Raw genomic sequence first — 24129 nt, 5'->3', positions numbered from 1 at the left:
GCTCCACCGTGCGCCCACGGGTCGATGACGGCCGCCGGACCGAGAGACCCTACGACGGGTCGACGACCAGGCCGACGCGCTGCTCCTGCTCGGGGAAGGACTCGACCTTGCCCTCCGGCTCGACGTCGAAGGCGAAGATGAACGGCACCTGCAGGTAGCCGGCGACCAGCTGGGCGATGCGCTCGAGGCCGTCGAGGTGGGTGCGCTCCCAGCCGTGCGTCGCGTCCGTGCCGAACCCGATCAGCGCCGCGCGCATCTCCGCCCCCGCCTCGAGCGCCGCGGCGATGTCCGACCGGTAGTAGGTGAACAGGTCGCGGGTGTGGGGGATGCCGAGGTGGTTGCACATGGCGGTCATCCGCCGGGTCAGGTGGTAGTCGAACGGACCGGACATGTCGTGCATCGCCACGTTGACGGTGTCCTCCCGCGAGTGCTGGCCCGGGGCGACGACCGCGGCGTCGATGGACAGCGCCTCGGCGACGTCCGCGCCGAGGTTGGTCGCGCCCAGCCCGACCTCCTCGGCGATCGTGCAGACGAACGAGGCGCTGACCGGCACCTCCACACCCGCCTCGATGACCGCCTTGAACCCGGCGAGGGCCGCCGCCACGCCGGCCTTGTCGTCGAGGTGCCGCGAGCAGACGAACCCCGACGGCGTGATGACCGGCTGGGCGTCGACCGCGACGAAGTCCCCCACCCTGATCCCGAGGGCGCGCACGGCGTCAGCGTCCTCGACGCGTTCGTCGATCCTGACCTCGATGTTCTGCCACGAGGTGATCTGGCTGTCGACCTCCTCGTTGAACGCGTGGCCCGAGGCCTTCAGCGGGAGCATCGTGCCGGTGTAGCTGACCCCCGGCTCGTCGGTGAAGACCTGCACCCGGGCGCCCTCGGCGAACCGGGCCGACCAGGTGCCGACCGCGACGACCTGCAGCCGGCCGTTCGGCTTGATGGCCTTCACCATCGCGCCGATCGTGTCCGCGTGGACGACCACCACCCGCTTGAGGTCCGCCCGCGCGCCGCCGAGCGTGGCGTGCAGCACCCCGCGGCGGGTCAGCCTCGTGGGCAGTCCGAGCGCCTCCACCTCCTCGCCCAGCAGCCGCATGATCTCGTCGGTCCGGCCCGTGGGGCTCGGCATCTCGAGGAGCCGCAGCAGCAGGTCGGCCATGTAGTCGCGGTCGATCGGCAGGAGGCGCGGCATGCGGGTCACGTGGCAGGTTCCTTCGGGGGGACGCGTCGCGTTCGGGGGAACAGCAGGTCGAGGAACGCCTCCGCGGTTGGTTGCGGTTCGTGGTTCGCGAGACCGGGCCGTTCGTTCGCCTCGATGATGACGTACTCGGGGCCGCTGACATCCGGGACGATGAGGTCCATGCCGACGACGGGGATGTGCAGGACCCGGGCTGCGGTGATGGCGGCCTCCCGCAGCGCGGGGTGCAGCTGGTCGGTCACGTCGTGGATCGTCCCGCCGGTGTGCAGGTTGGCGGTCCGGCGGACCTGGACGACCTCGCCGTCACCGATGACGTCGTGGGGGGCGTAGCCCTGGGCGGACAGCGTGTCGAAGGTGTGGTCGTCGAGGGGGATGGTCGACTCCCCGCCGGTCGCCGCCTCCCGTCGGCGGCTGAGGGAGCTGATCAGCGCGCTGGGGGTGCGGCGGCCGTCGCCGATGATCGCCGCGGGCTTGCGGACCGCGGCGGCCACGACGCGGTTGTCGATGACGACGACGCGCAGGTCCTCACCCTCGACCATCTCCTCGAGGAGCACGTCGGGGCAGACGACCTCGGCGTCGTCGATCGCGCGCATCAGGTGGTCCGGTGAGGACACGCCGACGGTGATCCCCCGCCCCTGCTCACCGCGCGCCGGCTTGACGACGATCTCGCCGTGGGCCTCGAGGAACTGCACGTCGCCGGCGTCCTTGGTCGCCGAGCGGCCGTCGGGCACGGACAGGCCGGCGTCGACCAGCAGCCGGCGGGTCAGCGCCTTGTCGTCGCAGCAGGTCATCGCGACGGCGCTCGTCAGGTCGCTGAGGGACTCGCGGGTCAGGACGGTCCGCCCGCCGTACGAGAGCTCGACCAGTCCGGTGCGCGCATCCACGACGCGGACGGCGACGCCGCGGCGGAAGGCCTCCTCGACGATGATGCGGGCGTACGGGTTGAGGTCTGTCTCGTCACCCGGCGGGGTGTAGAGCTTCTCGTTGATCGGGTTCTTGCGCTTGACGGCGAACACCGGCGTGCGCTCGAAGCCGAGCTTGTCGTACAGCCGGATCGCCGGCTCGTTGTCGTGCATCACCGACAGGTCCATGTAGGACCGGCCCCGGGCGACGAACCGCTCGGCGAGGTGGCGGATCAGGGCCTCCCCCACCCGCGGTCGCCCGGCCTGGGGGTCGACGGCGAGGCACCACAGGCTGGACCCGCCCTCGGGGTCGCCGAAGGCGTCGGCGTGGTCGACGCCGGTGACCGTCCCGATCACGTCGCCTGACTCGGCGTCCTGGGCGACGAGGTAGATGAACTCCGCCTTGCGCTGGTTGGCCTGCATCACCGACTCGTCGGCGGTGACCATGCCGTTGGCGGCGTAGATGCGGTTGACCGCCTCCGCGTCGCCCGTCGTCTCGAGCTGGCGGACGACGACCCCGCGGATCGACTCCTTGCGCTGGCGGTAGCGGTGCAGCCACAGCCGGTAGGTCAGCGACGGGTCGATGAACAGGTCCGCCGGGGCGGTCCCGACGAGGACGTGGGGGTCGCGGAGGTAGATGGCGATGTCGCGCTTGTCCGCCGCCTCGCTCATCAGCACGTCGTGGACCCGCTCGTGGCTGGTGAAGGTCTGGCCGAAGATCAGCCGTCCCCAGCCGAGGTCGAGCACCACCCCGGACGGGACCGCCTCGTCCACCAGCCGGGTGGGCCGGTCGTGGTGGCCCGTCGACAGCCGGTCGCCGCGGTTGACCCTCGGGTCGTAGCGCCGCGGCGACTTGGAGGTCCGCGGCGGGGTCCCGGCGACGGCCGGGTGCGCGTCCCGCGAGCGGTCGGGTCGATCGGACGCGGAGGGGGAGGCGGACACCGGCGTCAGATCCCGTGGGTCTGCAACCACAGCTCGAGCAGGCCGAGCTGCCACAGCCGGTTGCCGCGCAGCGGGGTGAGGTCGTCGTTGGGCGCTGCCGACAACCGGTCGACGTACTCGCGGCGGAACAGCCCCCGGCTGCGGGCGGCGTCGTTCGTGAGGGCATCGCGGACGTGGTCGAGCACGTCGCCCTCGAGGTACTTGAGCGCCGGCACCGGGAAGTAGCCCTTGGGCCGGTCGATGACCTCGTTGGGGATCACCTTGCGGCCAGCGGCCTTCAACAGGCCCTTGCCGCCGTCCTCGAGGTGCAGCTCCGGCGGGGCGGAGGCGGCGAACTCGACGACCTCGTGGTCGAGGAACGGGACGCGCGCCTCGAGCCCCCAGGCCATGGTCATCGAGTCGACACGCTTCACCGGGTCGTCGACCAGCATGACGTTGGCGTCGAGGCGCAGCGCGCGGTCGAGCGCGGAGTCCGCGCCCGGCTGGGCGAAGTGGTCGGCGACGAACTGCCCGGAGGCGTCGTGGTCGAGGAGGTGGTCCGGCGCCACCACGTCGGCCATGTCCTCGTGGTCGCGGTCGAAGAAGGCCGCGCGGTAGGTCGCGAGCGCCTGGTCGGGTCCGACGGCGGCCATCGGCGGGTACCAGTGGTAGCCCGCGAACAGCTCGTCGGCGCCCTGCCCGGACTGCACGACCTTGATGTTCTTCGCGACCTCCTGGCTGAGCAGGAAGAAGCCGACGCAGTCGTGGCTGACCATCGGCTCGTTCATCGCGGCGATCGTCGGCGTCAGGGCATCGAGCGTCTGCTGGCCCGGCACGCGGATCTGGTGGTGGTTGGTGTCGAACTCGCGGGCGATGACGTCGGAGTACTCGAACTCGTCCCCGGCCTCGCCCCGGACCGCCCCGAACCCGACGCTGAAGGTCGCGAGGCCGGTCTGACCGGCCTCGGCCAGCAGCCCCACCACGAGGGAGGAGTCGAGGCCACCGCTCAAGAGGACGCCGACCGGCACGTCGGCCACCAGCCGCCGGGTCACCGCCCGCCGCATGACGTCCAGGGTCGCGTCGACCCAGTCGCCGGAGGTCCAGTCGCTGCGGTCCTCGCGCCGCGACCACGTCGCCGACCACCACCGGCGGGTCGTGGTGGTGCCATCGCGCTCGATGTGGGTGATCGTCGCCGGCGGGACCTTGCGGACCCCGGTGATGATCGTCCGCGGGGCCGGCACCACCGAGTGGAACGTCAGGTAGTGGTGCAGCGCCACGGTGTCGATGGACGTGTCCACCCCGCCACCGGCCAGCAGCGCCGGCAGGGTGGAGGCGAAGCGGATCCCGCCGGGGGTCTCGGCGGTGTAGAGGGGCTTGATGCCGAGCCGGTCGCGGACGAGCGTCGTGCGGCCGGTCCGCTCGTCGTGCAGCGCGAAGGCGAACATGCCCTGGAGCCGGTCCAGCAGGTCCTCGCCCCACTGGCGCCAGCCGACCATGATCACCTCGGTGTCCGACGTGGAGGTGAAGGTCCAGCCGAGGGAGATCAGCTCCCGGCGCAGCTCCGGGTAGTTGTAGATGCAGCCGTTGAAGACCATGAGCATGTCGTCGCGACGCATCGGCTGGGCGCCGGCGTCGGTCAGGTCGATGATCCGCAGGCGGCGGTGGCCCATCGCCACGCCGGGCGCGGTCTGCAGGCCCTGGCCGTCCGGTCCGCGGTCGTCCATGGTCGCGGCCATCCGCGCGACGGCGCGGTCATCGGCCTCGCGGCCGTCGGTGCGGTGCTCTCCGGCGAATCCGCACATGCGTGTGCACCCCTCGGGTAGGAGACGTTGTCGAGGTCCGGTCACCAAGGACCGGCGGTTGGGTCGTTCCCCCCGCCGCGGGGGGCTAACCGCCTGTCAGCCGCTAGCTGACGGCCACCAGGTCGATCACGAAGACGAGCGTGTCGTTCGCCGCGATCGCAGGCGTCGGGGACTGCGCACCGTAGCCGAGGTGCGGGGGGATCACCAGCAGCCGCCGGCCGCCGACGCGCATGCCCGGGATGCCCTGGGTCCACCCGGCGATCACCTGGTGCAGCCCGAAGGAGATCGTGTCACCGCGGTCCCACGACGAGTCGAACTGCTTGCCGCCGTTCGCCCACGACACCCCGACGTAGTGGACGGTCACGGTCGCGCCGGACGGCGCCTCCTCCCCCTCCCCCGGGTGGAGGTCGGTGATGACCAGGTCCGCCGGCGGCTCGCCGTCGAGTCCGGTGATCGCGGGCTTCGAGCCGAGGTCACCCTCGACGGTCACGTCTGCCATGGCTGTGCTCCTCTGGGGTCGCTACTGCACGTCGGTCAGGTCGATGACGAACACGAGGGTGTCGCCCGGGGCGATGGCATCCGTCGGCGGCTGGTCGCCGTAGGCCAGGTCCGGCGGGATGATCAGCAGGCGCCGCCCGCCGACCCGCATGCCCGGGATGCCCTGCGTCCAGCCGGGGATCACCCCGTCGAGCGGGAACGTGGCCGGCTCGCCCCGACCGAAGGACGAGTCGAACTCGGTCCCGCCGTTGAGCCACGACACGCCGGTGTAGTGGGTCGTGACCGTCGCGCCGGGCGGCACCTCCGCACCGTCCCCCTCCACCAGGTCGACCACGACCAGCTCGGCCGGCGGCTCGGCGTCGGGCAGCGTGATCTGCGGCGCCGCGCCGGGCTCGCCCCCCACCTCGACGCCCATGGTGTCGTCGGTCGGCTCGACCGGCTCGACCGGCGGCACGATCCCGACCGCGTCGACCACGAACACCAGGGTGTCGCCCGGGGCGATGGCATCCCTCGGCGGCTGGGCGCCGTAGGCCAGGTCGGGCGGGATGATCAGCAGCCGCCGCCCGCCGACCCGCATGCCGGGGATGCCCTCGCCCCACCCCTGGATCACGCCGTCGAGCGGGAAGCTGATCGGCTCGCCCCGGTCGAACGACGAGTCGAACTCCTCGCCGTCGTTCAGCCAGGAGACGCCGACGTAGTCGACCGTGACCGTCGCGTCGGGCGGGATCTCCTCGCCGTCGCCCTCGGCCAGGTCGACCACGACCAGCTCGGTGGGCGGCTCGACGCCGTCGGTGAGGGTGATGACGGGCTCGGCACCCCGCTCACCGGTGACCTCCACGCCGTGCGCGTCGCCGGTCGCGGGGGCGGCACCACCCGATTCCTCGCCACCCGGCTCCTCGCCACCCGACCCCTCGCCCACAGACACGTCGGGAGCGGTCTCGGATGCCCCGGCGGCGAGCTCGGTCCCGCCGTCGGCACACGCCGTGGCCGCGAGGACCAGGGCCAGGACCGCCACGATCACGAGCACGGCGCGGCGTCCGCGCAGGTGGGTGGTCATAGGCGGGTGACGCTAGCACGGGGCCCGGAGGCCGCCGCCACGACGGTCAGGTGGTGTCGTGGTCGCCGTGCGGCTGTCCGGTCGCGACCTCGTCGAGGACGGCGTCGATGCGGTCCACCACGTCGTCGTCCACGTCGGCCCCACCGCCGGCGGTGTACCGCAGCGGGGCGGCGGCCGCGTCGTCGGCGCGGGCCCGGAGGGCCAGGCGGCGTGCGCGCAGGCCGAGGTCCCGTCGGTCGATGCGGGTCCGTTCCATGCCTGTCCCCCTTCTGCGGAGGGTTCACGTCCTGGTCACCCTATCGGCCGGCGCACGCGAGACCTCAGCGGTGCACGGACTGTTCGCAAGATGTTGCGCAGCGGACACATCCGGGTCGGCGGTCGCCGGCGACTACGCTGAGGCCGTGCAGGACGTGCGGCGGCGTGCCCGAGGGTGACACGATCTTCCGCGCCGCGGCGTCGCTCCACGACGCGCTGGCGGGGGAGGTCGTCACCGCGGTCCGCACCACCGTCCCCCAGGTCCGGCGCCTGCTGCCCGAGCGGCTGGTCGGCGAGTCCGTCGACTCCGTCGAGGCACGCGGCAAGCACCTGCTGTGCTGGTTCACGCCGTCGGACCTGGCCCTGCACACCCACATGCGCATGACGGGGTCCTGGCACCTGTACCCGACCGGCACGCGGTGGCGGAAGCCCGCCCACCTGGCCCGCCTGGTCCTGTCGACGGCGACCGTCGACGCGGTGTGCTTCAACGCACCCGTCATCGAGCTGCTGTCCCGCGGGCAGGTCGACGCCCACCCGTCCCTGCGGGACCTCGGACCCGACCCGCTGGCCGGTGGGCCGGACGGGCCGGTGGACCTCGACGAGGCGGCGGCCAGGCTCGCGGCCCGAGCGGACACCGCGATCGGGGAGGCGCTCCTCGACCAGCGGGTCCTCGCGGGCGTCGGGAACGTGTACAAGAACGAGGTCCTGTTCATCCACGGCGTGGACCCGTGGACGCCGGTCGGGGTCGTGCCGCCGGACGTGCGCGCCGCGCTGCTGACCACCGCCAGCGACCTGCTGCGCGCCAACGTGGCCCACGGCGGCCCCCAGCGGATCACCACCCGACGTCCCGCGGACGTCCGGCGGGGTGGGCGGCGCGGCTCGGATCGGGTGTTCGTGTACGGCAAGGCCGGACGGCCGTGCCCGCGCTGCGGCACGCCGATCCGGTCGGCGGCGTTGGGTGAGCACGCGCGCATCACGTACTGGTGCCCCCGGTGCCAGGGGCCAGGTCCGGACCGGGCGCGGATGCGCTGACGGGCCCGCGGCCCCTGCCGACCTCCGCTCGGCCGGCCAGATCGATCAGGCCGGCTCGGTCAGGCCGGCTCGGCCACCCCGGGGTCGCCGATCCCGCTGTCCGTCCCGCCCATGCGCCTGGCGAGGTCGCTGATCACCTGGGCGGCGACGAGGGCACCGCCGCCGTCGCTGATCGGTGCGAGCGTCGACCCGCCGGCCGCCGTCCGGGTGAGGAGGTCGTCCCACCCGTCGGGGTCGGGCCAGGTCGAGAGGACCGTGCCGAGCCCCTCGCGGGCCAGCGCCCGGCACTTGTCGCGCTGCTCGTCGAAGGGCCGGTCCTGGGGGATCACGATGGTGGGGGTGCCGGCCGCGGCGCACTCCATGACCGCGTTGTGCCCACCGTGCGTCACGATGACGTCGGCGGCGCACAGCCAGTCCCACGGGTCGTCCACCCACCCGGGACCGAACCCCGGTGGCAGGTGGAGGTGACGGCCCAGCACGGCCCAGCGCCAGCCAGGCGTCGCCGCCGCGGTGGCGGCGATGGGCCACGCGTCGTGGCCGCCGGCCCCCCCGAGGGTCACGACCACCTGCTCCTCGGCCGCCACCCCGAGCCGCCGGCGCGACGCGGCACGGTCCGCGGGGCGCCCGTCGTGGCGTGAGAAGCCTCCGGTGTAGCTGGTCCGCTCGACGACCCAGTCCGGGGTGCGGTCGCCTTCGAGCGCTCGCGGCCAGGGGGCGAGCAGCACCTGGGCGTCGCGGTACGCGAGCTCGTGCGGCAGGTCGTCCCGCCGCCCGTGCTGGCGCACGACGACGGTGGGGATGCCCAGCAGGCGCATGAGCCCGGCGACCTCCACCGACACGTCGACCACGAACGCGGCCGGGTCGTGCTCGACGACCCACGCGGTCATGAGCCCCATCCGCCGCCTGACGCCGTCGACCCCGAGGGGCGCGTAGTGCCACGCCGTCGGCTCCGCCGCCGACGCGCACGCGGGGCTGCGCGGCGGGTCCACGTCGAGCGGCAGCGGCACCACCCCCTCAGCGGGTCGGCTCGAGAACGTGGTGACGGGGCCGGGGAGGTGCGGCCGCACCGCCTGGGCCCGCGCGAGGTGCCCGCGGCCGTGGTGGTGGGCGTACCAGCCGATCACGTCAGGGCGGCCTCGTAGACCTGCAGGTAGGACCGCGCCATCCGGTCGATCGAGCCGAGCGCCTCGGCGCGACGCCGGCACGCCGACCGGTCGAGGGCCATGGCCTGCCGCAGCGCCCGGGCCAGGCCCGGGAGGTCGCCGGGCGGGACGAGCACGCCGCAGTCCGGCGTGACGATCTCGGGCAGGGCACCCCGCGCGTACCCGGCGACGGGGACGCCGCACGCGAGCGCCTCGGTGACCACGAGGCCGAACGGCTCGTCCCACGCCGGCGTCACGACGGCGACGTCGGCGGCCTGCAGCCGGGCGATGATCGCATCGCCGTCGAGGTGGCCGAGCCACGTGCGCCGATCGTCGAGCAGCGGCCGCACCTCGCGGGCGAAGTAGTCGGCATCCGGAGCGGGTCCGACGACCGCGAGGTCGAGGTCGGCGAGCCGCGCGGCCCGCAGCGCCTCGTGCGGGGCCTTCTCGGGCACGAGGCGCCCGACCCACACCGCGGTGCCGTCGCCGCCCGCGCCGGGGAGGAACCGGTCGAGGTCGATCCCGTTGTGGATCACCGCGTCGACGGGGGTCGACCAGGTGGCGGCGTTGGCGTGGGAGACGCTGACGAGCACGGTCGACCGGTCGCGGTGGGCGATCGCGGACTCGAGCCACGGCGTCGGCGGGGTGTGGAGGACCTTCACGACCGGGGCGCGCAGCGTGCGCGCCATCGCGACGGGGAGGTAGTGGAGGGAGTTGTCGTGCACGACGTCGACGTCGGCGTCCGCCAGCGAGAGCATCAGGCTCAGGTAGGCGTGGTGCTCGTCCATGAACCGGTCCGACAGCATCGAGACGTCCCCGCGCGCGGCATCGGAGAAGTCGAGGCGGGTGGCCGAGGGGCAGATGGGGGTCACCCGGAGCTCGGGGTCGGAGTCCCCGCTCGCGTAGACGGCCACCTCGTGGCCCTGGTCGCGCAGCGCGCGGGAGAGGTCGGCGGTGTGGCGCTCCAGCCCGCCGGCGTGCGGCGCGCGGAGGCCGTGCCGCACGCTCGCGATCAGGGCGATGCGCATCACGCCCCACCCGGTGGGGGCGGCGTGCGGTCGAGGGTGGCGGTGCACATCGGACGGGTTCCTCTGCGGACGGCCCGGGCGCGGCGGTCGGGCGTGCGGTGGGTGTGCGTGTCCTGCGCGGGGGCCGGGCGTCCGGACAGCACCGATGTCCTAGCCCCGCGGACCTCATCCCCAAACCGTCCGGTCGACCGGACGGAGCCGGTGTACGAGACCAGCTGGGCGGCAAGGGGTAGCGCATGCCATCGCGGATCACCGTGGCGTCCGCGCCACGCCGGCACAGCTACACCCGGCACCTCCTGCACCCCGCGGTCCCGGTGACCCACGTCGCCACGCCGGACCGGGGGTACCGCGCCGCGCAGGTGATGGATGCGCGCTGGGTCGACGCGCACGCCGACGAGCTGGACGTGTTCCACGTGCACTTCGGCTTCGGCGACGTGCCGGACGACCAGGTCGAGGCGTGGCTCGCCGCTCTGCACCGCCACGGGATCCCGCTCGTCTACACCGCCCACGACCTCGAGAACCCGCACCTCGAGGACCAGGCGCGCCACCGTCGCCAGCTCGACGTGCTGATGGCCCGCGCGGACGCGGTCGTGACGCTGACCGGACGCGCGTCGGACCGCATCCGCAGGCGGTGGGGCCGCGACGCGACGGTCATCCCCCACCCCCACGTCGTCGACCTGCGGACCGCGGCCGCCGCGGCGCGACGGCCGCAGCGGCCCGCCGGCGAGGTCGTCGTCGGGGTGCACTGCAAGGACAACCGCGCGGGGATGGATGTGTGGCCGACGCTCCAGGCCGTCCTCGAGGTGATCGCGGACCGCGCCGACGTGCGGCTCCGGGTCGACGTCAGGCCGGGCCTCGCGCGAGAGGACCCGGACCTCGCCCGCCGCGTCAGCCGGCTGGCCGGTCACCCCCGCGTCGAGGTGCGCGTGATGGGCTACGTGCCGGACGGTGTCCTGTGGCGCTACCTGATGGCCATCGACGTGGCGGTCCTGCCCTACGTGGGCGGGACGCACTCGGGGTGGGCCGAGGCCTGCGTCGACGTGGGCACGGCGGTCGTCGTCCCCGACGACCTCGCGGTCGCCGACCAGCACCCGCCGCCGCGGGTGGTCGGCGTCCGCCGTCGCGGTGTCGGTCCCGACCCCGCCGACCTGGCGGCGGCGATCGACGCGGTGCGCGCCCACGGCCGGCCACGACCGCCCACGCCTGGCCAGCGGGCGGCCCAGCGCCTGGCGATCGCGCGTCGCCACCCCGCCCTGTACGCGGACCTGATCCACCGTGCCGGCGCGGTGGCGGCCTGATGCGCACCGCCGAGCGGCGTGTCCGGGGCACCACGCGTCCCGACCGCTCGATCGTGCTCTGCGGCTCCCAGCGGGTGGGCTCGACGGTCCTGTGCGACCTGCTGACCACGACGGGTCGCCTCGGCCACCCCAAGGAGTACTTCCTCGACGACGCCCGGTCGGCGTTCGTCCGGGCGTGGGGCCTGCCCGCTGACGTGGACGACGCGACCTTCCTCGAGCGGGCGGCGGTGGACGGCACCAGCCCGAACGGGGTCTTCGCGGCGAAGGTGATGGCCGACCAGCTGGGAACCCTGGACCGCGTGACGGCCGGGCGCGGCCTGCACGCCCTCCCGCGCCCGCACGCGGTGCTCCTGACGCGGCGTGACAAGGTCGCGGCCGCGGTCTCGCAGTGGCGCGCCGAGGTGACGGGCGCCTGGTCGTCCGACCGACCCCCGGCGGAGGGGCCGGACCCCGCGTCGGCGGACCTCGGGCGCATCGGGGTGCTGCACGACCGCAAGCACGCCGAGGAGGCCCGGTGGCGCGACCGGCTGGCCGCCGACGGCCTGCCGTGGTTCGCGGCCACCTACGAGGAGTGGGCGCCCGACCCCCTCGTCCTGGTCGAGCGGGTCGCGGCCGCGGTGGGCGCGGACCTGCGGGGCACGTCGCCGACCACCGACCTGCGCCCGCAGCGCGACGAGGTCAACGAGGAGGTCGCTGCGCGCTGGGCGGCGGACGCGGGGGGCTGTGCGGCGTGCGGGGTGTGACCGTCCCCTCAGCGGACCGCCAGGTCGAGGAGCGCGGCGTGGCGCTCGGCGACGTCGCCGGGCAGCGCGCGGTCCGGGGTGGACCGGCGCAGACCGCGCTCGACGAACCCGGAGTCGATCCCGCCGCCGACGGCCGTCGCCAGGCGGCCGAGGGCCGACCGGATCCCGTCGGACACCAGCTCCTCGTGGACCAGCACGGTGATGTCGTGGGCTTCGGCGTGGGCGATGAGGTGATCGGCCAGGCACTGCCAGACGACGAAGGCCCGCTCGGCGTCGAGGGCCAGCCCCTCGTAGTACTCGACGTCGCGGGCGACCTCCCGGAGCAGGCTGTCCACGACCGCAGCCGGGTGCCGCACGATGGCGATCAGCGCGACGCCGTCGAGGGCGTCGACCCACGCCGGCAGCGTCATCGTGAGCCGGGGGTCCTTGACCACGAACGGCGACGGCGGGACGGTCTCCGCGATGCGCGTCCGCACCGCCGGCGACGGGGTCAGGTCGAGCGGCGCCGGCAGCGCGGCCAGCCACGCGTGACGGCGAGCCACCGGGACGGCGCTGCGCGCGAGGTGGGGTTCGAGGAGGTCGTCGTTCAGGGTGTTGACCGCCGAGGACTCGAAGAACCCCCGGGGGTTCGCGGGCGTCGGCGGCAGCAGGTCGCCGTTGACCGCCCACCCGCTGTGGGCGAGCAGGCCGGCCAGCATGCTCGTGCCGCTCCGCGGCGGCCCGAGGACGAGCACGTCCCGTCGCCCACCCACCTGTGTCCCGTCGCCAGCCACCGACCCCGGATCCTACGCCCATGACCGACACGGCCCCCCTCAGCGCCTGCACCCTGGTGCGCAACCGCAACGCGATGCTCGCGGCGATGCTCGACGGGTTCGCCCGCGGCACGACGTGGCCGGCCGAGGTCGTCGTCGCCCACGCCGGCGGCGAGGACCCGCGCGCGGTGATCGATCCCGCGCTGCCCTTCGACGTGCGCATCATCCCCCTCGACGTGCCCGACGAGCGGATCCCGTACTCGACGGCCCGGAACGCGACCGCGGCGGCCGCGACATCCGAGGCGATCGTGTTCATGGACGCCGACTGCATCCCCGCGGCGTCCTGCGTCGCGGCGTTCGCCGACGCGCTGGCCGCCGAGGACGCGGTGTGCATCGGCGACGTGCGGTACCTCCCGCCGCTCGACGAGGTCCCCGCCGACGAGGCGGGCCTGCGCGCCGCGTCCCGTCGCCACCCCGCCCGGGAGGAGCCGCCCGCGGACGGGTGGGTCCGCAGCGACCGCTACGAGCTCGTGTGGGGCCTGTGCCTCGGCCTGCGGCGCGCGACGTTCGACCGCCTGGGCGGGTTCGCCGACGGCTACCACGGCTACGCCGGGGAGGACACCGACCTCGCGTTCACCGCCCGGGCTGCCGGGGTGCCGCTGCTCCTGGTGCACGGCGCGGACGTGTACCACCAGCACCACGACACCTTCGAGCCGCCGCTGCAGCAGTTCCGGGCGACCCTCGAGAACGCCCGGACGTTCCACCGGCGCTGGGGGTGGTGGCCGATGGGCGGGTGGCTCGACGGCTTCGCCGACCTCGGGCTCATCGAGCGGGCGGGCGACGACGTGGTGGTCCTCCGCGACCCGACGCCGGAGGAGGTGGAGGCGGCGCGGCAGACGATCGCGCGCCCGTTCCGCGAGATCGGCGATGATGGCTGACGTGACGCGCGCATCGGTGGTGTACGGCCTGCTGGTCGCCACCGCCCGGTTGCTCTACCGCGTGATGGGCTGGCGGGTCGAGGTGGTGGGCGGCCACCTGCTGCCTCGCACCGGGCCCGTCGTGCTGGTGGCCAACCACGTCAGCCACGTGGACCCCCTCTACCTCGCGATCGCCGCGGCCAGACACGGCCGACGCCTGTCGTTCCTCGGCAAGCGCGAGGTGTTCCAGCACCCGGTGCTCGGCCCCCTCGGCCGCTGGAGCGACCAGATCGAGGTCGACCGGGGCGGCCTGGCCGGCGACGCCGTCGGGGCGGCCGTCGGGGTCCTGCGGCGCGGCGGGGCGGTCTGCGTCTTCGCCGAGGGGACCATCTCGCCCTCGTTCGTCCCCGCACCCCCGCGGCCGGGCGCGGCCCGCATCGCCGTCGAGGCGAGCGTCCCCCTCGTCCCCGTCGCGCTCTGGGGCGGGCAGCGCATCATCACCAAGGGGCGCAACGCGTTCTACACGCGGCGGGTCGTCCAGACGGTGCGGTTCGGCGCGCCGATCATCGCCGAGGGGTCCGAGGACCCGCGGCAGCTGACGGCGCGCGCCTGGCAGCAGGTCATGCACCTCGTCGAGGCGTCCACGGCCGCGTACCCGCAGGCGCCGTCGGGACCGGAGGACCGCTGGTGGGTGCCGGCCCACCTCGGCGGGACCGCCCCGACCGTGCAGGAGGGCCTCGCGCTGCTGGCCCGCGAGGAGGAGGCGCGCCGGCGTCGACGCCAGGCCGAGCTGGGGTCGGACTAGCCGCGGCGGGAGCTGATCAGCAGCTCCAGGCCGTCGAGGATCCGCGCCAGCCCGAACGCCAGGTCGTCACGCGGGTCGGAGTGCGGAGCCGCGATCGTGGCCCCCACCCGGCCGGCGACGGGGTACTCGCGGCCGGCGGTCACCCGCTCGAGGGTCGGCAGGACGCTGAACCACCACTGGTCGTCGCTGATGCCGCTCCGCTCGGCGTCGCGGGCGATCTCGATCGCCCGGCGCGCGCTGCCGACCACGTGGCTGCGGACGAGCTCGACCGCGGCGTTCATCTCGACGTCGCTGAGCCCCAGCCCATCGATGATGCGGAGCTCGGCCTCGTAGCGGTCGAACGCGTGAGGGCCGAGGACGGGCCGCGTCACCGGGACCTCGAGGAGCCAGGGGTGACGGCGGTAGGCCGCCCACCAGCCGTCGGCGACGGACTCGAGCGCGTGCCGCCAGCCCTCGTGCTCGGTGACCACCGGCAGCTCGCCCATCACCTCGTCGACCATGAGCGGGATCAGCTCGGCGCGACCGGGGACGTAGGTGTACAGCGACATCGTGCCCACACCGAGGCGCTCGGCGACGCGCCGCATCGACAGGGCCCCGAGCCCCGCCTCGTCCGCCACGGCCACGGCGGCGGCCACGACCCGCCCGGCGGTCAGCCCCGTTCGCGGTGACGGCTTCTCCTCACCCCGCCACAGGAGCTGCAGCACGCGGGTGTGGTCGGGGTAGTCCGGATCGGTCGCCATGGGGTCCTGAGGCGTCGGATGCTATCCGGCCGGCTGGCCGGGAGTTCCTGCAGCACAATCGTACACCATACGGTACGGTGTACGGTCGTGACGTCAAGAATGGTCGCGCTCGTGATGGCGCGATCGAGGACCTCGAGGAGGGAGACCGTCCCGATGATGATCACCGCACGCGCGCTGTCGCGGACGTTCCGACCGGCGCGGTCGGAGGAGGTCGAGGCCGTCAGGGGCATCGACCTCGACGTGGACGACGGGGAGCTGGTCGCGGTGCTGGGGCCGAACGGCGCCGGCAAGACCACCCTCATCCGGATGCTGACGACGCTGCTGCGCCCCAGCGGCGGGACGGCGACGGTCGTCGGCCAGGACGTCCGCACCGAGCCGGCCGCCGTCCGCCGCCGCATCGGCTACGTCGGCCAGGGCAACGCCGCCGGGCTGTACCAGCGCGTCGACGACGAGCTGATGAGCCAGTGCCGCGCCTACGGGCTGCGTGGGTCGGACGGACGACGACGCGTCGCCGAGCTGGCGGACGCCTTCTCCCTCGGCGCCCTGCTCACGCGGAAGGGCCAGACGCTGTCGGGTGGTCAGCGCCGTCGGGTCGACGTCGCCATGGGGTTGGTCCACCACCCCTCCCTGCTGTTCCTCGACGAGCCGTCGACCGGGCTCGACCCGCAGAGCCGCGCGAACCTGTGGGGCCACATCGCCGAGGTGCGCCGTGCGAGCGGCATGACCATCCTCCTGACCACCCACTACCTGGAGGAGGCGGACCTGATGGCCGAGCGGGTCGTGGTCGTCGATGACGGGCAGGTGATCGCCGACGACGCACCAGCCCGGCTCAAGGCCGACCTGGCCGGCGACCGGATCACCGTCGGGCTCTCCTCGCCGGACGACGTGGACGCCGCGGCGACCCTGGGCCGCGAGCTGGCCGGCGACGGGACGTGCGCGGTCGACGGCACCGAGCTGTCGCTGCGGGCGACCGCGGGCGACGAGGTGCTGGCCGGGTTCCTGCAGCACCTGGCCCGGCGCGGCATCGAGGTGGCGCGCGCGGTCGTCGAGCGACCGACGCTCGACGACGTGTTCCTGTCCCTCAGCGGGCGCAGCCTGCGGGAGGAGACGATCGGCACGGCCGAGGTCGAGGAGGTGGCGGCGTGACCCGGGTCGCAGACGACGTCTGGACGGTCTTCTGGCGCGAGTCCCTGCCGGGTCTGCGCGAGCCCGCCGGCCTGCTGTTCGCGGTCTTCCAGCCCCTCGTGTTCCTGGCGCTGTTCGGTCCCCTCCTCAGCGGCGTCGCCGAGGTGCCGGGCGCCAGCGCGTGGCAGTGGTTCGTCCCCTCGGTCCTGGTGATGCTGGCGCTGTTCTGGACCGCCAACATCGGCTACTCGCTGCTCACCGACATGGCCACCGGATCCCACGAGCGGTTGCTCGTCACGCCGATGAGCCGCCACGCGATCGCCGTCGGCCGAGCCCTCAAGGCCGTCGCCGAGCTGGTCGTCCAGGGCCTCCTGATCGTGGCGGTCGTCGTCCCCTTCGGCTTCGAGCTGCACCCGGTGGGCGCGCTGCTCGGGTTCGTCGGGCTGGTGCTGCTGGGCGTGGCCGCCGGCACGCTGTCCGACGCGCTCGCGATCGCCTCGGGGGGCAAGCACGAGATCTTCTACACGGTGCAGTCCAGCCTGGTCTTCCCGCTGCTGTTCCTGTCCGGGATGATGCTCCCCCTGGACACCGGACCGGGCTGGATGCAGGCCGTCGGCAGGATCAACCCGCTGACGTGGGTCGTCGACGGGATGCGCGCGGCGTTCGCGGGCGAGGTCGGCGGCGACGTCGCGGTCGGGCTGGCCACCGCCGCGGGCCTCGCCGCCATCGGCGTCGTCCTCGTCACCCGCGGCATGGCCGGGGCGGTGGATCGCTGATGGCCGCGCGCTCCGCCATCCGCGTGACCGGGGCCAGGGAGCACAACCTGGCCGACGTCACCGTCGCGGTCCCCAAGCAGGCGCTGACCGTCGTCACCGGCGTGTCCGGGTCGGGCAAGTCGTCCCTGGTCTTCGACACCATCGCGGCGGAGGCCCAACGCCAGCTGAACGAGACGTTCACCGCGTTCGCGCGGAACTTCCTCCCGAGCTACGGCCACCCCGACGTCGACCTGATCGAGGACCTGTCCGCGGCGATCGTCGTCGACCAGAAGCGCCTGGTCGGCGGGGCCCGCTCCACGGTCGGGACGATTACCGACATCGCGCCGGTGCTGCGCCTGCTCTTCAGCCGCGCGGGCGAGCCCCACGTCGGCTACGCGCACGCGTTCAGCTTCAACCTCCCCCAGGGCATGTGCCCGACCTGTGAGGGGATCGGCGAGGTCCGCGGCGTCGACCTCGACGCGTTCGTCGACCGGTCCCGGTCCCTCGCGGACGGCGCGCTGCGCCACCCGATGTTCAAGCCCGGCGGGTGGATGCTCGACGTGTACCTGCAGTCCGGGTTGTTCGATCCGGACAAGCCGCTGGGCGAGTACGGCGACGACGAGCTCGACGCCCTGCTGCACCGCGTCGAGGGCAAGGTGTCGACGGCGGTCAACGGCGCGGAGATGAACCTGTCCTACGAGGGCGCGGTGGCGAAGTTCCGCCGCCTCTACCTCCAGCGCGACACCACGGACATGTCCGAGCGCACCAGGGCCGCTGCGGAGCGGTTCACCACCGCCGTCCCCTGCGAGGACTGCGGCGGGTCACGGCTGAACGCCGCCGCCCGGGCCGCCCGCGTGTGCGGGTACGGCATCGCCGAGCTGTCGTCGCTGGAGGCCACGCGCCTCGCGGGGGCCCTGGCCGGCTTCGACCTGCCGCCGGCGGTCACCCCGGTCCTCGAGGCGCTCCGCACGCGGGTCGAGGACCTGGTCGAGATCGGCCTCGGCTACATCACCCTGGACCGGCCCACCGCGACCCTGTCGGGCGGGGAGTCGCAGCGGATCAAGATGGTCCGCCACCTCGCCAGCAGCCTCACGGACATGCTGTACGTGTTCGACGAGCCGAGCATCGGCTTGCACGCCCGCGACGTGACACGGCTGACGGCGCTGCTCGGTGCGCTGCGCGACAAGGGCAACACCGTGCTGGTCGTCGAGCACGACCGCGACGTGATCCTCGCCGCGGACCACGTGATCGACATGGGTCCGGGTGCCGGCGCTGCCGGCGGGCACGTGGTGTTCGAGGGGCCGCCGTCGCGCCTGCCGTCCGCGGCGACGCCGACCGGCACCCACATGGACCGCCACCTGGCCATCAAGGACGCCGTGCGGACCCCGACCGGCTGGCTGGCCGTCGAGGGGGCGACCCTCCACAACCTCTGCGACGTCGACGTGGCCTTCCCCACCGGGGTCCTGACCGTCGTGACCGGCGTGGCGGGGTCGGGCAAGAGCTCGCTGGTGCACGGCGAGCTCCTCCGCCGCCACCCCGACGCCCTGGTCGTGGACCAGTCGCCGGTCTCGACGAACCGGCGGTCCAACACCGCCACCTACCCCGGGATCCTGGACCCGATCCGCAAGGCGTTCGCGACGGCGAACGGGGTCAGCCCGTCGCTGTTCAGCGCGAACTCCGAGGGTGCGTGCGAGGAGTGCCAGGGCCTCGGCGTCATCTACACCGACCTCGCGTTCATGGATCCGATGACGGCGACCTGCGAGCTGTGCCGCGGCCGGCGGTTCGCCGACGACGTGCTGGTCCACACCCTGGACGGCGCGACGATCGCGGACGTGCTCGAGATGACGTGCGCCGAGGCGCTGGGCTTCTTCGCCGGCCGCCGGTCGGTCGCCCGCACGCTGCAGGCGCTGGTCGACGTCGGTGTGGACTACCTCACCCTCGGCCAGCCCCTGACGACGCTGTCGGGCGGCGAGGCGCAGCGGGTCAAGCTGGCGATGGAGCTGGGCGGGGACGGGCGGACCACCGTGCTCGACGAGCCGACGACCGGGTTGCACATGGCGGACGTCGAGCGCCTGCTCGGGGTGCTCGACCGGCTCGTCGACGCGGGCGGCACCGTCATCGTGATCGAGCACGACCTCGACGTGATCCGACGGGCCGACTGGATCATCGACCTCGGCCCCGAGGGAGGCAGCGCCGGCGGGCGGGTCGTGTTCACCGGGACCCCGGCGGCGCTGCTCGAGTGCCAGGAGTCCCACACCGCCGACGCGGTCCGGCGTGACGCGAGGGCGACGGCCGGGGTGGGCTGAGCTGCGCCACCCCTCTGACCAGCCGCTCCGGCGAGGCGCCACCCGAGCTGGACCGCCGAGGCCCGAGCGGAGCGAGGCCACGACTCGGCGGAACAGGGCTGGGCGCGGCGGAGCCGCACCTCGCGTTGCCAGCCCGGAGGGCTGCGTCAGCGGCGGACGAGACCGCGGGGGTGGTCGGCGAAGCCGGCCTGGCGGAGGGCGGGGACGAGGGGTTGGTCGACCGCGGGATCGCCGTCGACCTTCGCGATGCGGAGGTCCCGGACCCGCCCCGACTCCACGAGATCAGCAGCAGCCGCGGCGGCAGCCGCCAGCAGGTCGGGGTCCTCGGTGAAGGTGAGGGCCGACCGGCCGCCCTTCTCGAGGAACAGCACCAGTCGGCCGTCGACGGTGATGACGTGTGCGCCGGCGACCCGGCGGGGGCGGCCGCGCTCGGACCCCGGGGCCGGCCAGGCGAGCGCGGCGCCGTAGACCTGGGCGGGATCGGCAGCGCCGAGGGCCAGCACCTCCGGCTCGCGGTCCGGGCGGTCGTCGGGCTCGCGGAGCGCCCGGAGCCGGTCGACGGCGCCGGGAAGGGCGAACTGGGCGCCGCCGAGCCCCTCGACGAAGTACCCGCGACGGGTGCGGCCGGCGTCCTCCATCGCCTTCAGCACCGGGTAGACGCCGCTGAAGGCGCCGGGGAGGTCCTCGGCGGCCACCCCGTCCCGGGTCACCACCCCGTGACGGCCGAGGAGCACCGCGGCACGGGCCGCCATGCGCTCGGTGGCCGGCACGCGCTCATCGACCAGGTCGCGGACGAGCGACCAGCGGCCCGCCGCCGCGGGGGGGCCGGTGCGCGACGCCACCCGGCCGGGACGGGCCCGCCGGCCGCGCGCGCTCCGCCGTGCCGGTGTGCCGGTGAGCGCTCGCAGGGCGCCGAAGGTGTCGTTCGTGACCAGCCCCTGCCACACGAGGTCCCACAGCGCGGCGACGACGTCGGCCTCGGGGAGACCCGTCCCACCAGCGGCCAGTGCGGCGCGCAGCAGCTCGGGCCAGAACGACGCACCGCGATCGGACAGGTGCGCGAGCAGGGCGGCGTGCACGCCGTCGAGGTCCTCGGGCACCGCCGGCGGGTCGAGCAGGACGGCCGCCTGGTCGCGCAGGTACAACCCGACACGGCCGTCCGCCGATGCGAGCGGGCCGAGGCCCGCCCACACCACGTCGCCCGCCGCCGCGAGCTCGTCGAGCCACGCCGGCGTGTATCCGCGGATCCGGCTGGCCAGCACGTCGGACTCGAGGATCGACGCGGGCACCGGCGTGCCCTGCAGCTGCTCGACGACCTCGAACGTCCGGTCGACCCCGGGCGTCCGGGGGCGCAGCGCCGCCCCCTGCCAGGCGGGCACGAAGCGGGCGAACGCATCGGGACCCACCGGCTCGACGTCACGGCGGAGCGCTGCGAGCGACCGCCGGCGCAGGCGGCGCAGCACACCGGCGTCGATCCACTCCCGCTGAGAGCCGCCGGGGCGGAACTCCCCCGACGTGACGCGCTGCTCGGAGACCAGCGCCTTCAGCGCGAGCTCCACGGCGTCGCGCGGCAGCCCCAGCCGCGCCGAGACGTCCGCCGTGGCGAACGGCCCGTGGGTGCGGGCGAACCGGGCGACGAGGTCGACCATCGGTCGCTCCACGGCCTGGGTCAGCACGTCGGGCAGCCCGACGGGCACGGGGACGCCGAGCCCGTCGCGCAGCCGCGCGGCGTCCTCCACCGCCGCCCAGCGCTCCTCGGACGCCACGCGGGCCCGGTAGACCCGCCGCTCGGCCTCGAGCTGGGCCAGCCACGCCTCGGCGTCGCCCGCCGTCCGGGCGACGACCTCGTCGGTCCGCAGGTCCCCGATGACGCGGAGCAGGTCGTGGACGTCGTCGGCCGATCGGGCGTGGCGGTCCTCGGAGAGGTGCTGGAGCTCGAGCTCGAGCGTGTCGAGCGCGTCCCGGTCGATCAGGTCGCGCAGCTCGTCGGCGCCGAGCAGCTCGGCGAGCAGCTCGCGGTCGAGGGTCAGCGCGGACGCGCGGCGTTCGGCAAGCGGGGCGTCGCCCTCGTACATGTAGCCGGCGAGGTAGTCGAACAGCAGGGACGCGGCGAACGGCGACGCGGTCTCCGAGCGCACCTGGGTCACGCGGACACGACGACCGGCGATGTCGGAGAGGAGCCCCTGCAGGGCCGGGACGTCGAAGACGTCGCGGAGGCACTCGCGGTAGGTCTCGAGCAGGATCGGGAACGACCCGAACCGGCTGGCCACCCCCAGCAGGTCCTGGGCGCGCTGGCGCTGCTGCCACAGCGGGGTGCGGCCACCCGGCCGCCGCTTGGGCAGCAGGAGGGCCCGCGCCGCGCACTCGCGGAACCGGCTGGCGAACAGCGTCGAGTTCGCCAGCTCGGCGACCACCAGGTCCTCGACCTCCTCGGCGTCGGGGACCAGCACCTCGCGGAGGACCGCGTCGTCCAGCCACTCCCCCGACGACGCCTCGAGGCCCGCCCACGGGTCGGCGACCCCCTCCGACCCCGCGTCGCCCAAGGCGGGGAGCCCGCCGCCGCCCCAGCCGGCGTCGGGCAGGCGGAGGACGATCCCGTCGTCGGACACCATCGTCGCGACCTCGATGCCGAACCGCTCCCGCAGCCGCGCCTCGATCGCGAGCGCCCACGGGGCGTGCACCCGCCCGCCGAAGCTCGACAGGATGCAGACCCGCCAGTCGCCGATCTCGTCGCGGAACCGCTCGACGACGATCTGGGTGTCGCTCGGCAGCACCTCGGTCGCGGCCCGCTGCTCCTCGACGTAGGCGAGCAGGTTCGCCGCGGCGAGCTGGTCGAGGCCGTAGCCCTCCCGCAGCGCCGCCTGCCGCTCGTCGTCCTCCGACGAGCCCGAGGGGCCAGCCGCGCCCAGGGCGCCGAGGAACGCCCCGACGGCCCGACCGACCTCGATGGGCCGCGACGGGGTGTCGCCGTGCCAGAACGGCAGCCGGCCCGGCTGCCCGGGCGCGGGGCTGACCAGCACCTGGTCGCGGGTGATGTCCTCGACGCGCCAGGTCGACGCGCCGAGCACGATCGTCTCGCCGGGCCGGGTCTCGTAGACCATCTCCTCGTCCAGCTCACCTACCCGCCGACCCGGCCCCTCCCCCGCGATGAAGACCCCGTAGAGCCCGCGGTCGGGGATCGTCCCCCCCGAGGTCACGGCGATCCGCTGGGCACCGCGCCGGCCGGTGATCACGTCCTCGATGCGGTCCCAGGTGACCCGCGGTCGCAGCTCGGCGAACTCGTCGGAGGGGTAGCGGCCGCTCAGCATGTCGAGCACGCCGTCGAGCTGGCTGCGCGGCAGCTCGGCGAACGGTGCGGCGGCGCGGAGGACGTCGTGGAGCTCGCCGACGTGCCAGGGATCCATGGCCGCCATCGCGACGACCTGCTGGGCCAGCACGTCGAGGGGGTTGCGCGGGTAGCGGGTCTGCTCGATGTCCCCGTCGAGCATCCGGCGGGTCACGACCGCGGCCTCGACCAGGTCGCCGCGGAACTTGGGGAAGATCCGGCCCACCGACGGGGCGCCGACCTGGTGACCCGCCCGGCCGATCCGTTGGAGGCCGCTCGCGACGCTGCCGGGCGACTCGACCTGGATGACCAGGTCGACCGCCCCCATGTCGATGCCGAGCTCGAGCGACGAGGTCGCCACGACGCAGGGCAGCCGGCCGGCCTTCAGGTCCTCCTCGATCAGGACCCGCTGCTCGCGGGCCACCGACCCGTGGTGGGCGCGGGCGATGACCGGCGGCGCGACTGGGTCCCCGGCCGCCCCGTCCACGTCCTGGGCGGCCGCCCAGCGCTCCGCGGCGAGGTCGTTCAGCCTGGCGCAGAGCCGCTCGGACAGCCGGCGGGAGTTGGTGAAGACGATCGTGGAGCGGTGGGACTCGACCAGGTCGAGGATCCGCGGGTGGACCGCCGGCCAGATCGACCGTCGGCTCTCGCCCTGCGCCGACGCAGGCCCCTCCGGCGCCTCGGGGATGACCTGACCGAGGTCCGCCATGTCCTCTACGGGGACGACCACCTCGACGTCGAGGACCTTCTCGCTGGGCACCTCGACGACCTCGACGGGACGTGGCCGCCACGTCCCGCCGTCCACCTGCCCGCCGCCGAGGAAGGCGGCGACCTCGGAGAGCGGGCGCTGCGTCGCGGACAGCCCGATCCGCTGGAGGGGTGCGTCGGCGCCGGCGCCGCGGCGCAGCGCCTCCAGCCGCTCGAGGGAGACCGCCAGGTGGGCGCCCCGCTTGGAGCCGGCCACGGCGTGGACCTCGTCGACGATGACCGTCTCCACGTCGGCGAGCGTCTCGCGCGCCCGCGAGGTGAGGTACAGGTAGAGCGACTCCGGCGTCGTGATGAGGATGTCCGGTGGCCGGGCAGCGAGCGCCCGGCGCTCGTCGGCCGCGGTGTCGCCGGACCGCAGCCCGACCGACACGGAGCTCAGCGCCTGCCCCAGCCTGGTCGCGGCCTGCTGGATGCCGACGAGCGGGGCCCGCAGGTTGCGGTCGACGTCGTAGGCGAGCGCCTTCAGGGGGGAGATGTAGAGGACCCGGGTGCCCTCCGCCGGCGGGGCGGCGACCAGGCGGTCGATGGCGGCGAGGAACGCGGCCAGGGTCTTGCCCGACCCGGTGGGCGCGCTCACCAGGACGCTGCGGCCCTCGAGGACGTGGTGCCACGCGGCGACCTGCGCGGCGGTGGGGGCGGCGAAGGACGCGGCGAACCAGGCCCGCGTGGCGGGGCCGAAGCGCTCCAGCACCTGATCCATCCGGCGGCCAGCCTACGGGCGGCGTGTGACACCTCCCCGGACCGGGTCGTCGCGGAGGAC

General features: G+C 74.4%; 19 protein-coding genes. 8 read left to right on the top strand and 11 right to left on the bottom strand.

Annotated elements, in window-relative coordinates; all coding sequences use genetic code 11:
• Window positions 1–49: 49 nt before the first annotated feature.
• From ACEQ2X_RS21090 to ACEQ2X_RS21065, 6 genes are all read right to left on the bottom strand, one after another.
• On the bottom strand, window positions 50–1192 hold the full coding sequence (locus ACEQ2X_RS21090) for an osmoprotectant NAGGN system M42 family peptidase (protein WP_370327864.1): 1143 nt from the start codon (window positions 1190–1192) through the stop codon (window positions 50–52).
• Window positions 1193–1197: 5 nt separating this feature from the next.
• Window positions 1198–2910: an N-acetylglutaminylglutamine synthetase gene (gene ngg, locus ACEQ2X_RS21085; RefSeq protein WP_370327863.1), complete on the bottom strand. Its 1713-nt coding sequence runs from the start codon at window positions 2908–2910 to the stop codon at window positions 1198–1200.
• 137 nt (window positions 2911–3047) lie between these two features.
• The gene (locus tag ACEQ2X_RS21080; protein ID WP_370327847.1) at window positions 3048–4823 is read right to left on the bottom strand and encodes an N-acetylglutaminylglutamine amidotransferase; all 1776 of its coding nucleotides are present in this window, start codon (window positions 4821–4823) and stop codon (window positions 3048–3050) included.
• A gap of 103 nt (window positions 4824–4926) precedes the next feature.
• Window positions 4927–5322 carry an FKBP-type peptidyl-prolyl cis-trans isomerase gene (locus tag ACEQ2X_RS21075; protein ID WP_370327846.1) on the bottom strand — a complete coding sequence of 132 codons (396 nt, stop codon included), beginning with the start codon at window positions 5320–5322 and terminating at the stop codon, window positions 4927–4929.
• Between the two features lie 21 nt (window positions 5323–5343).
• The gene (locus ACEQ2X_RS21070) at window positions 5344–6378 is read right to left on the bottom strand and encodes an FKBP-type peptidyl-prolyl cis-trans isomerase (RefSeq protein ID WP_370327845.1); all 1035 of its coding nucleotides are present in this window, start codon (window positions 6376–6378) and stop codon (window positions 5344–5346) included.
• A gap of 46 nt (window positions 6379–6424) precedes the next feature.
• Window positions 6425–6634, bottom strand: a complete 210-nt coding sequence (locus ACEQ2X_RS21065; protein ID WP_370327844.1) for a hypothetical protein — start codon at window positions 6632–6634, stop codon at window positions 6425–6427.
• 164 nt (window positions 6635–6798) lie between these two features.
• Between ACEQ2X_RS21065 and ACEQ2X_RS21060 the strand changes: the two genes are divergently transcribed.
• Window positions 6799–7665, top strand: a complete 867-nt coding sequence (locus ACEQ2X_RS21060; protein ID WP_370327843.1) for an Fpg/Nei family DNA glycosylase — start codon at window positions 6799–6801, stop codon at window positions 7663–7665.
• A gap of 59 nt (window positions 7666–7724) precedes the next feature.
• On the opposite strand, the gene ACEQ2X_RS21055 is transcribed toward ACEQ2X_RS21060, so the two are convergent.
• Together ACEQ2X_RS21055 and ACEQ2X_RS21050 are read right to left on the bottom strand one after the other, a co-directional pair.
• A complete protein-coding gene (locus ACEQ2X_RS21055) occupies window positions 7725–8789 on the bottom strand; it encodes a glycosyltransferase (protein ID WP_370327842.1) in 1065 nt (354 codons plus the stop codon).
• Complete coding sequence (locus tag ACEQ2X_RS21050) at window positions 8786–9835, bottom strand: glycosyltransferase (protein WP_370327841.1); 1050 nt, start codon at window positions 9833–9835, stop codon at window positions 8786–8788. Before ACEQ2X_RS21050 ends, ACEQ2X_RS21055 begins: the two co-directional genes overlap by 4 nt.
• 236 nt (window positions 9836–10071) lie before the next feature.
• Between ACEQ2X_RS21050 and ACEQ2X_RS21045 the strand changes: the two genes are divergently transcribed.
• Together ACEQ2X_RS21045 and ACEQ2X_RS21040 are read left to right on the top strand one after the other, a co-directional pair.
• Window positions 10072–11133 (top strand): glycosyltransferase, encoded by a 1062-nt coding sequence (locus ACEQ2X_RS21045; RefSeq protein ID WP_370327840.1) that lies wholly within the window; start codon window positions 10072–10074, stop codon window positions 11131–11133.
• Complete coding sequence (locus tag ACEQ2X_RS21040) at window positions 11133–11876, top strand: Stf0 family sulfotransferase (RefSeq protein WP_370327839.1); 744 nt, start codon at window positions 11133–11135, stop codon at window positions 11874–11876. The genes ACEQ2X_RS21045 and ACEQ2X_RS21040 overlap by 1 nt, the downstream gene beginning before the upstream one ends.
• 8 nt (window positions 11877–11884) lie before the next feature.
• On the opposite strand, the gene ACEQ2X_RS21035 is transcribed toward ACEQ2X_RS21040, so the two are convergent.
• Window positions 11885–12649: a sulfotransferase gene (locus ACEQ2X_RS21035; RefSeq protein ID WP_370327838.1), complete on the bottom strand. Its 765-nt coding sequence runs from the start codon at window positions 12647–12649 to the stop codon at window positions 11885–11887.
• Window positions 12650–12669: 20 nt separating this feature from the next.
• Here ACEQ2X_RS21035 and ACEQ2X_RS21030 point away from each other — a divergent pair, with 20 nt between their 5' ends.
• Entirely contained in the window at window positions 12670–13566 is an 897-nt protein-coding gene (locus tag ACEQ2X_RS21030; protein ID WP_370327837.1) for a glycosyltransferase family 2 protein, read from the top strand.
• A gap of 1 nt (window position 13567) precedes the next feature.
• Window positions 13568–14350 (top strand): lysophospholipid acyltransferase family protein, encoded by a 783-nt coding sequence (locus tag ACEQ2X_RS21025; protein ID WP_370327836.1) that lies wholly within the window; start codon window positions 13568–13570, stop codon window positions 14348–14350.
• On the opposite strand, the gene ACEQ2X_RS21020 is transcribed toward ACEQ2X_RS21025, so the two are convergent.
• Window positions 14347–15090: a TetR/AcrR family transcriptional regulator gene (locus tag ACEQ2X_RS21020; protein WP_370327835.1), complete on the bottom strand. Its 744-nt coding sequence runs from the start codon at window positions 15088–15090 to the stop codon at window positions 14347–14349. The two genes, ACEQ2X_RS21025 and ACEQ2X_RS21020, sit on opposite strands and share 4 nt — an antisense overlap.
• 153 nt (window positions 15091–15243) lie before the next feature.
• On the opposite strand from ACEQ2X_RS21020, the gene ACEQ2X_RS21015 reads away from it, so the two are divergent.
• The 3 genes from ACEQ2X_RS21015 to ACEQ2X_RS21005 are packed head-to-tail and all read left to right on the top strand — an operon-like array spanning window position 15244 to window position 19276.
• The gene (locus ACEQ2X_RS21015; protein WP_370327834.1) at window positions 15244–16236 is read left to right on the top strand and encodes an ATP-binding cassette domain-containing protein; all 993 of its coding nucleotides are present in this window, start codon (window positions 15244–15246) and stop codon (window positions 16234–16236) included.
• On the top strand, window positions 16233–16991 hold the full coding sequence (locus ACEQ2X_RS21010) for an ABC transporter permease (RefSeq protein ID WP_370327833.1): 759 nt from the start codon (window positions 16233–16235) through the stop codon (window positions 16989–16991). Before ACEQ2X_RS21015 ends, ACEQ2X_RS21010 begins: the two co-directional genes overlap by 4 nt.
• Window positions 16991–19276, top strand: coding sequence for an excinuclease ABC subunit UvrA (locus ACEQ2X_RS21005; RefSeq protein ID WP_370327832.1), 2286 nt, complete (start codon window positions 16991–16993; stop codon window positions 19274–19276). The genes ACEQ2X_RS21010 and ACEQ2X_RS21005 overlap by 1 nt, the downstream gene beginning before the upstream one ends.
• A 146-nt stretch (window positions 19277–19422) precedes the next feature.
• Here ACEQ2X_RS21005 and ACEQ2X_RS21000 read toward each other — a convergent pair whose 3' ends face one another.
• Window positions 19423–24069 carry a DEAD/DEAH box helicase gene (locus ACEQ2X_RS21000; protein ID WP_370327831.1) on the bottom strand — a complete coding sequence of 1549 codons (4647 nt, stop codon included), beginning with the start codon at window positions 24067–24069 and terminating at the stop codon, window positions 19423–19425.
• Window positions 24070–24129 lie beyond the last annotated feature (60 nt).

The organism is Euzebya sp. (genome assembly GCF_964222135.1).
GTDB lineage: Bacteria > Actinomycetota > Nitriliruptoria > Euzebyales > Euzebyaceae > Euzebya.
The sequence above is the reverse complement of the archived record's forward strand: the minus strand, read 5'-3'. Positions and strand labels throughout refer to the sequence as shown.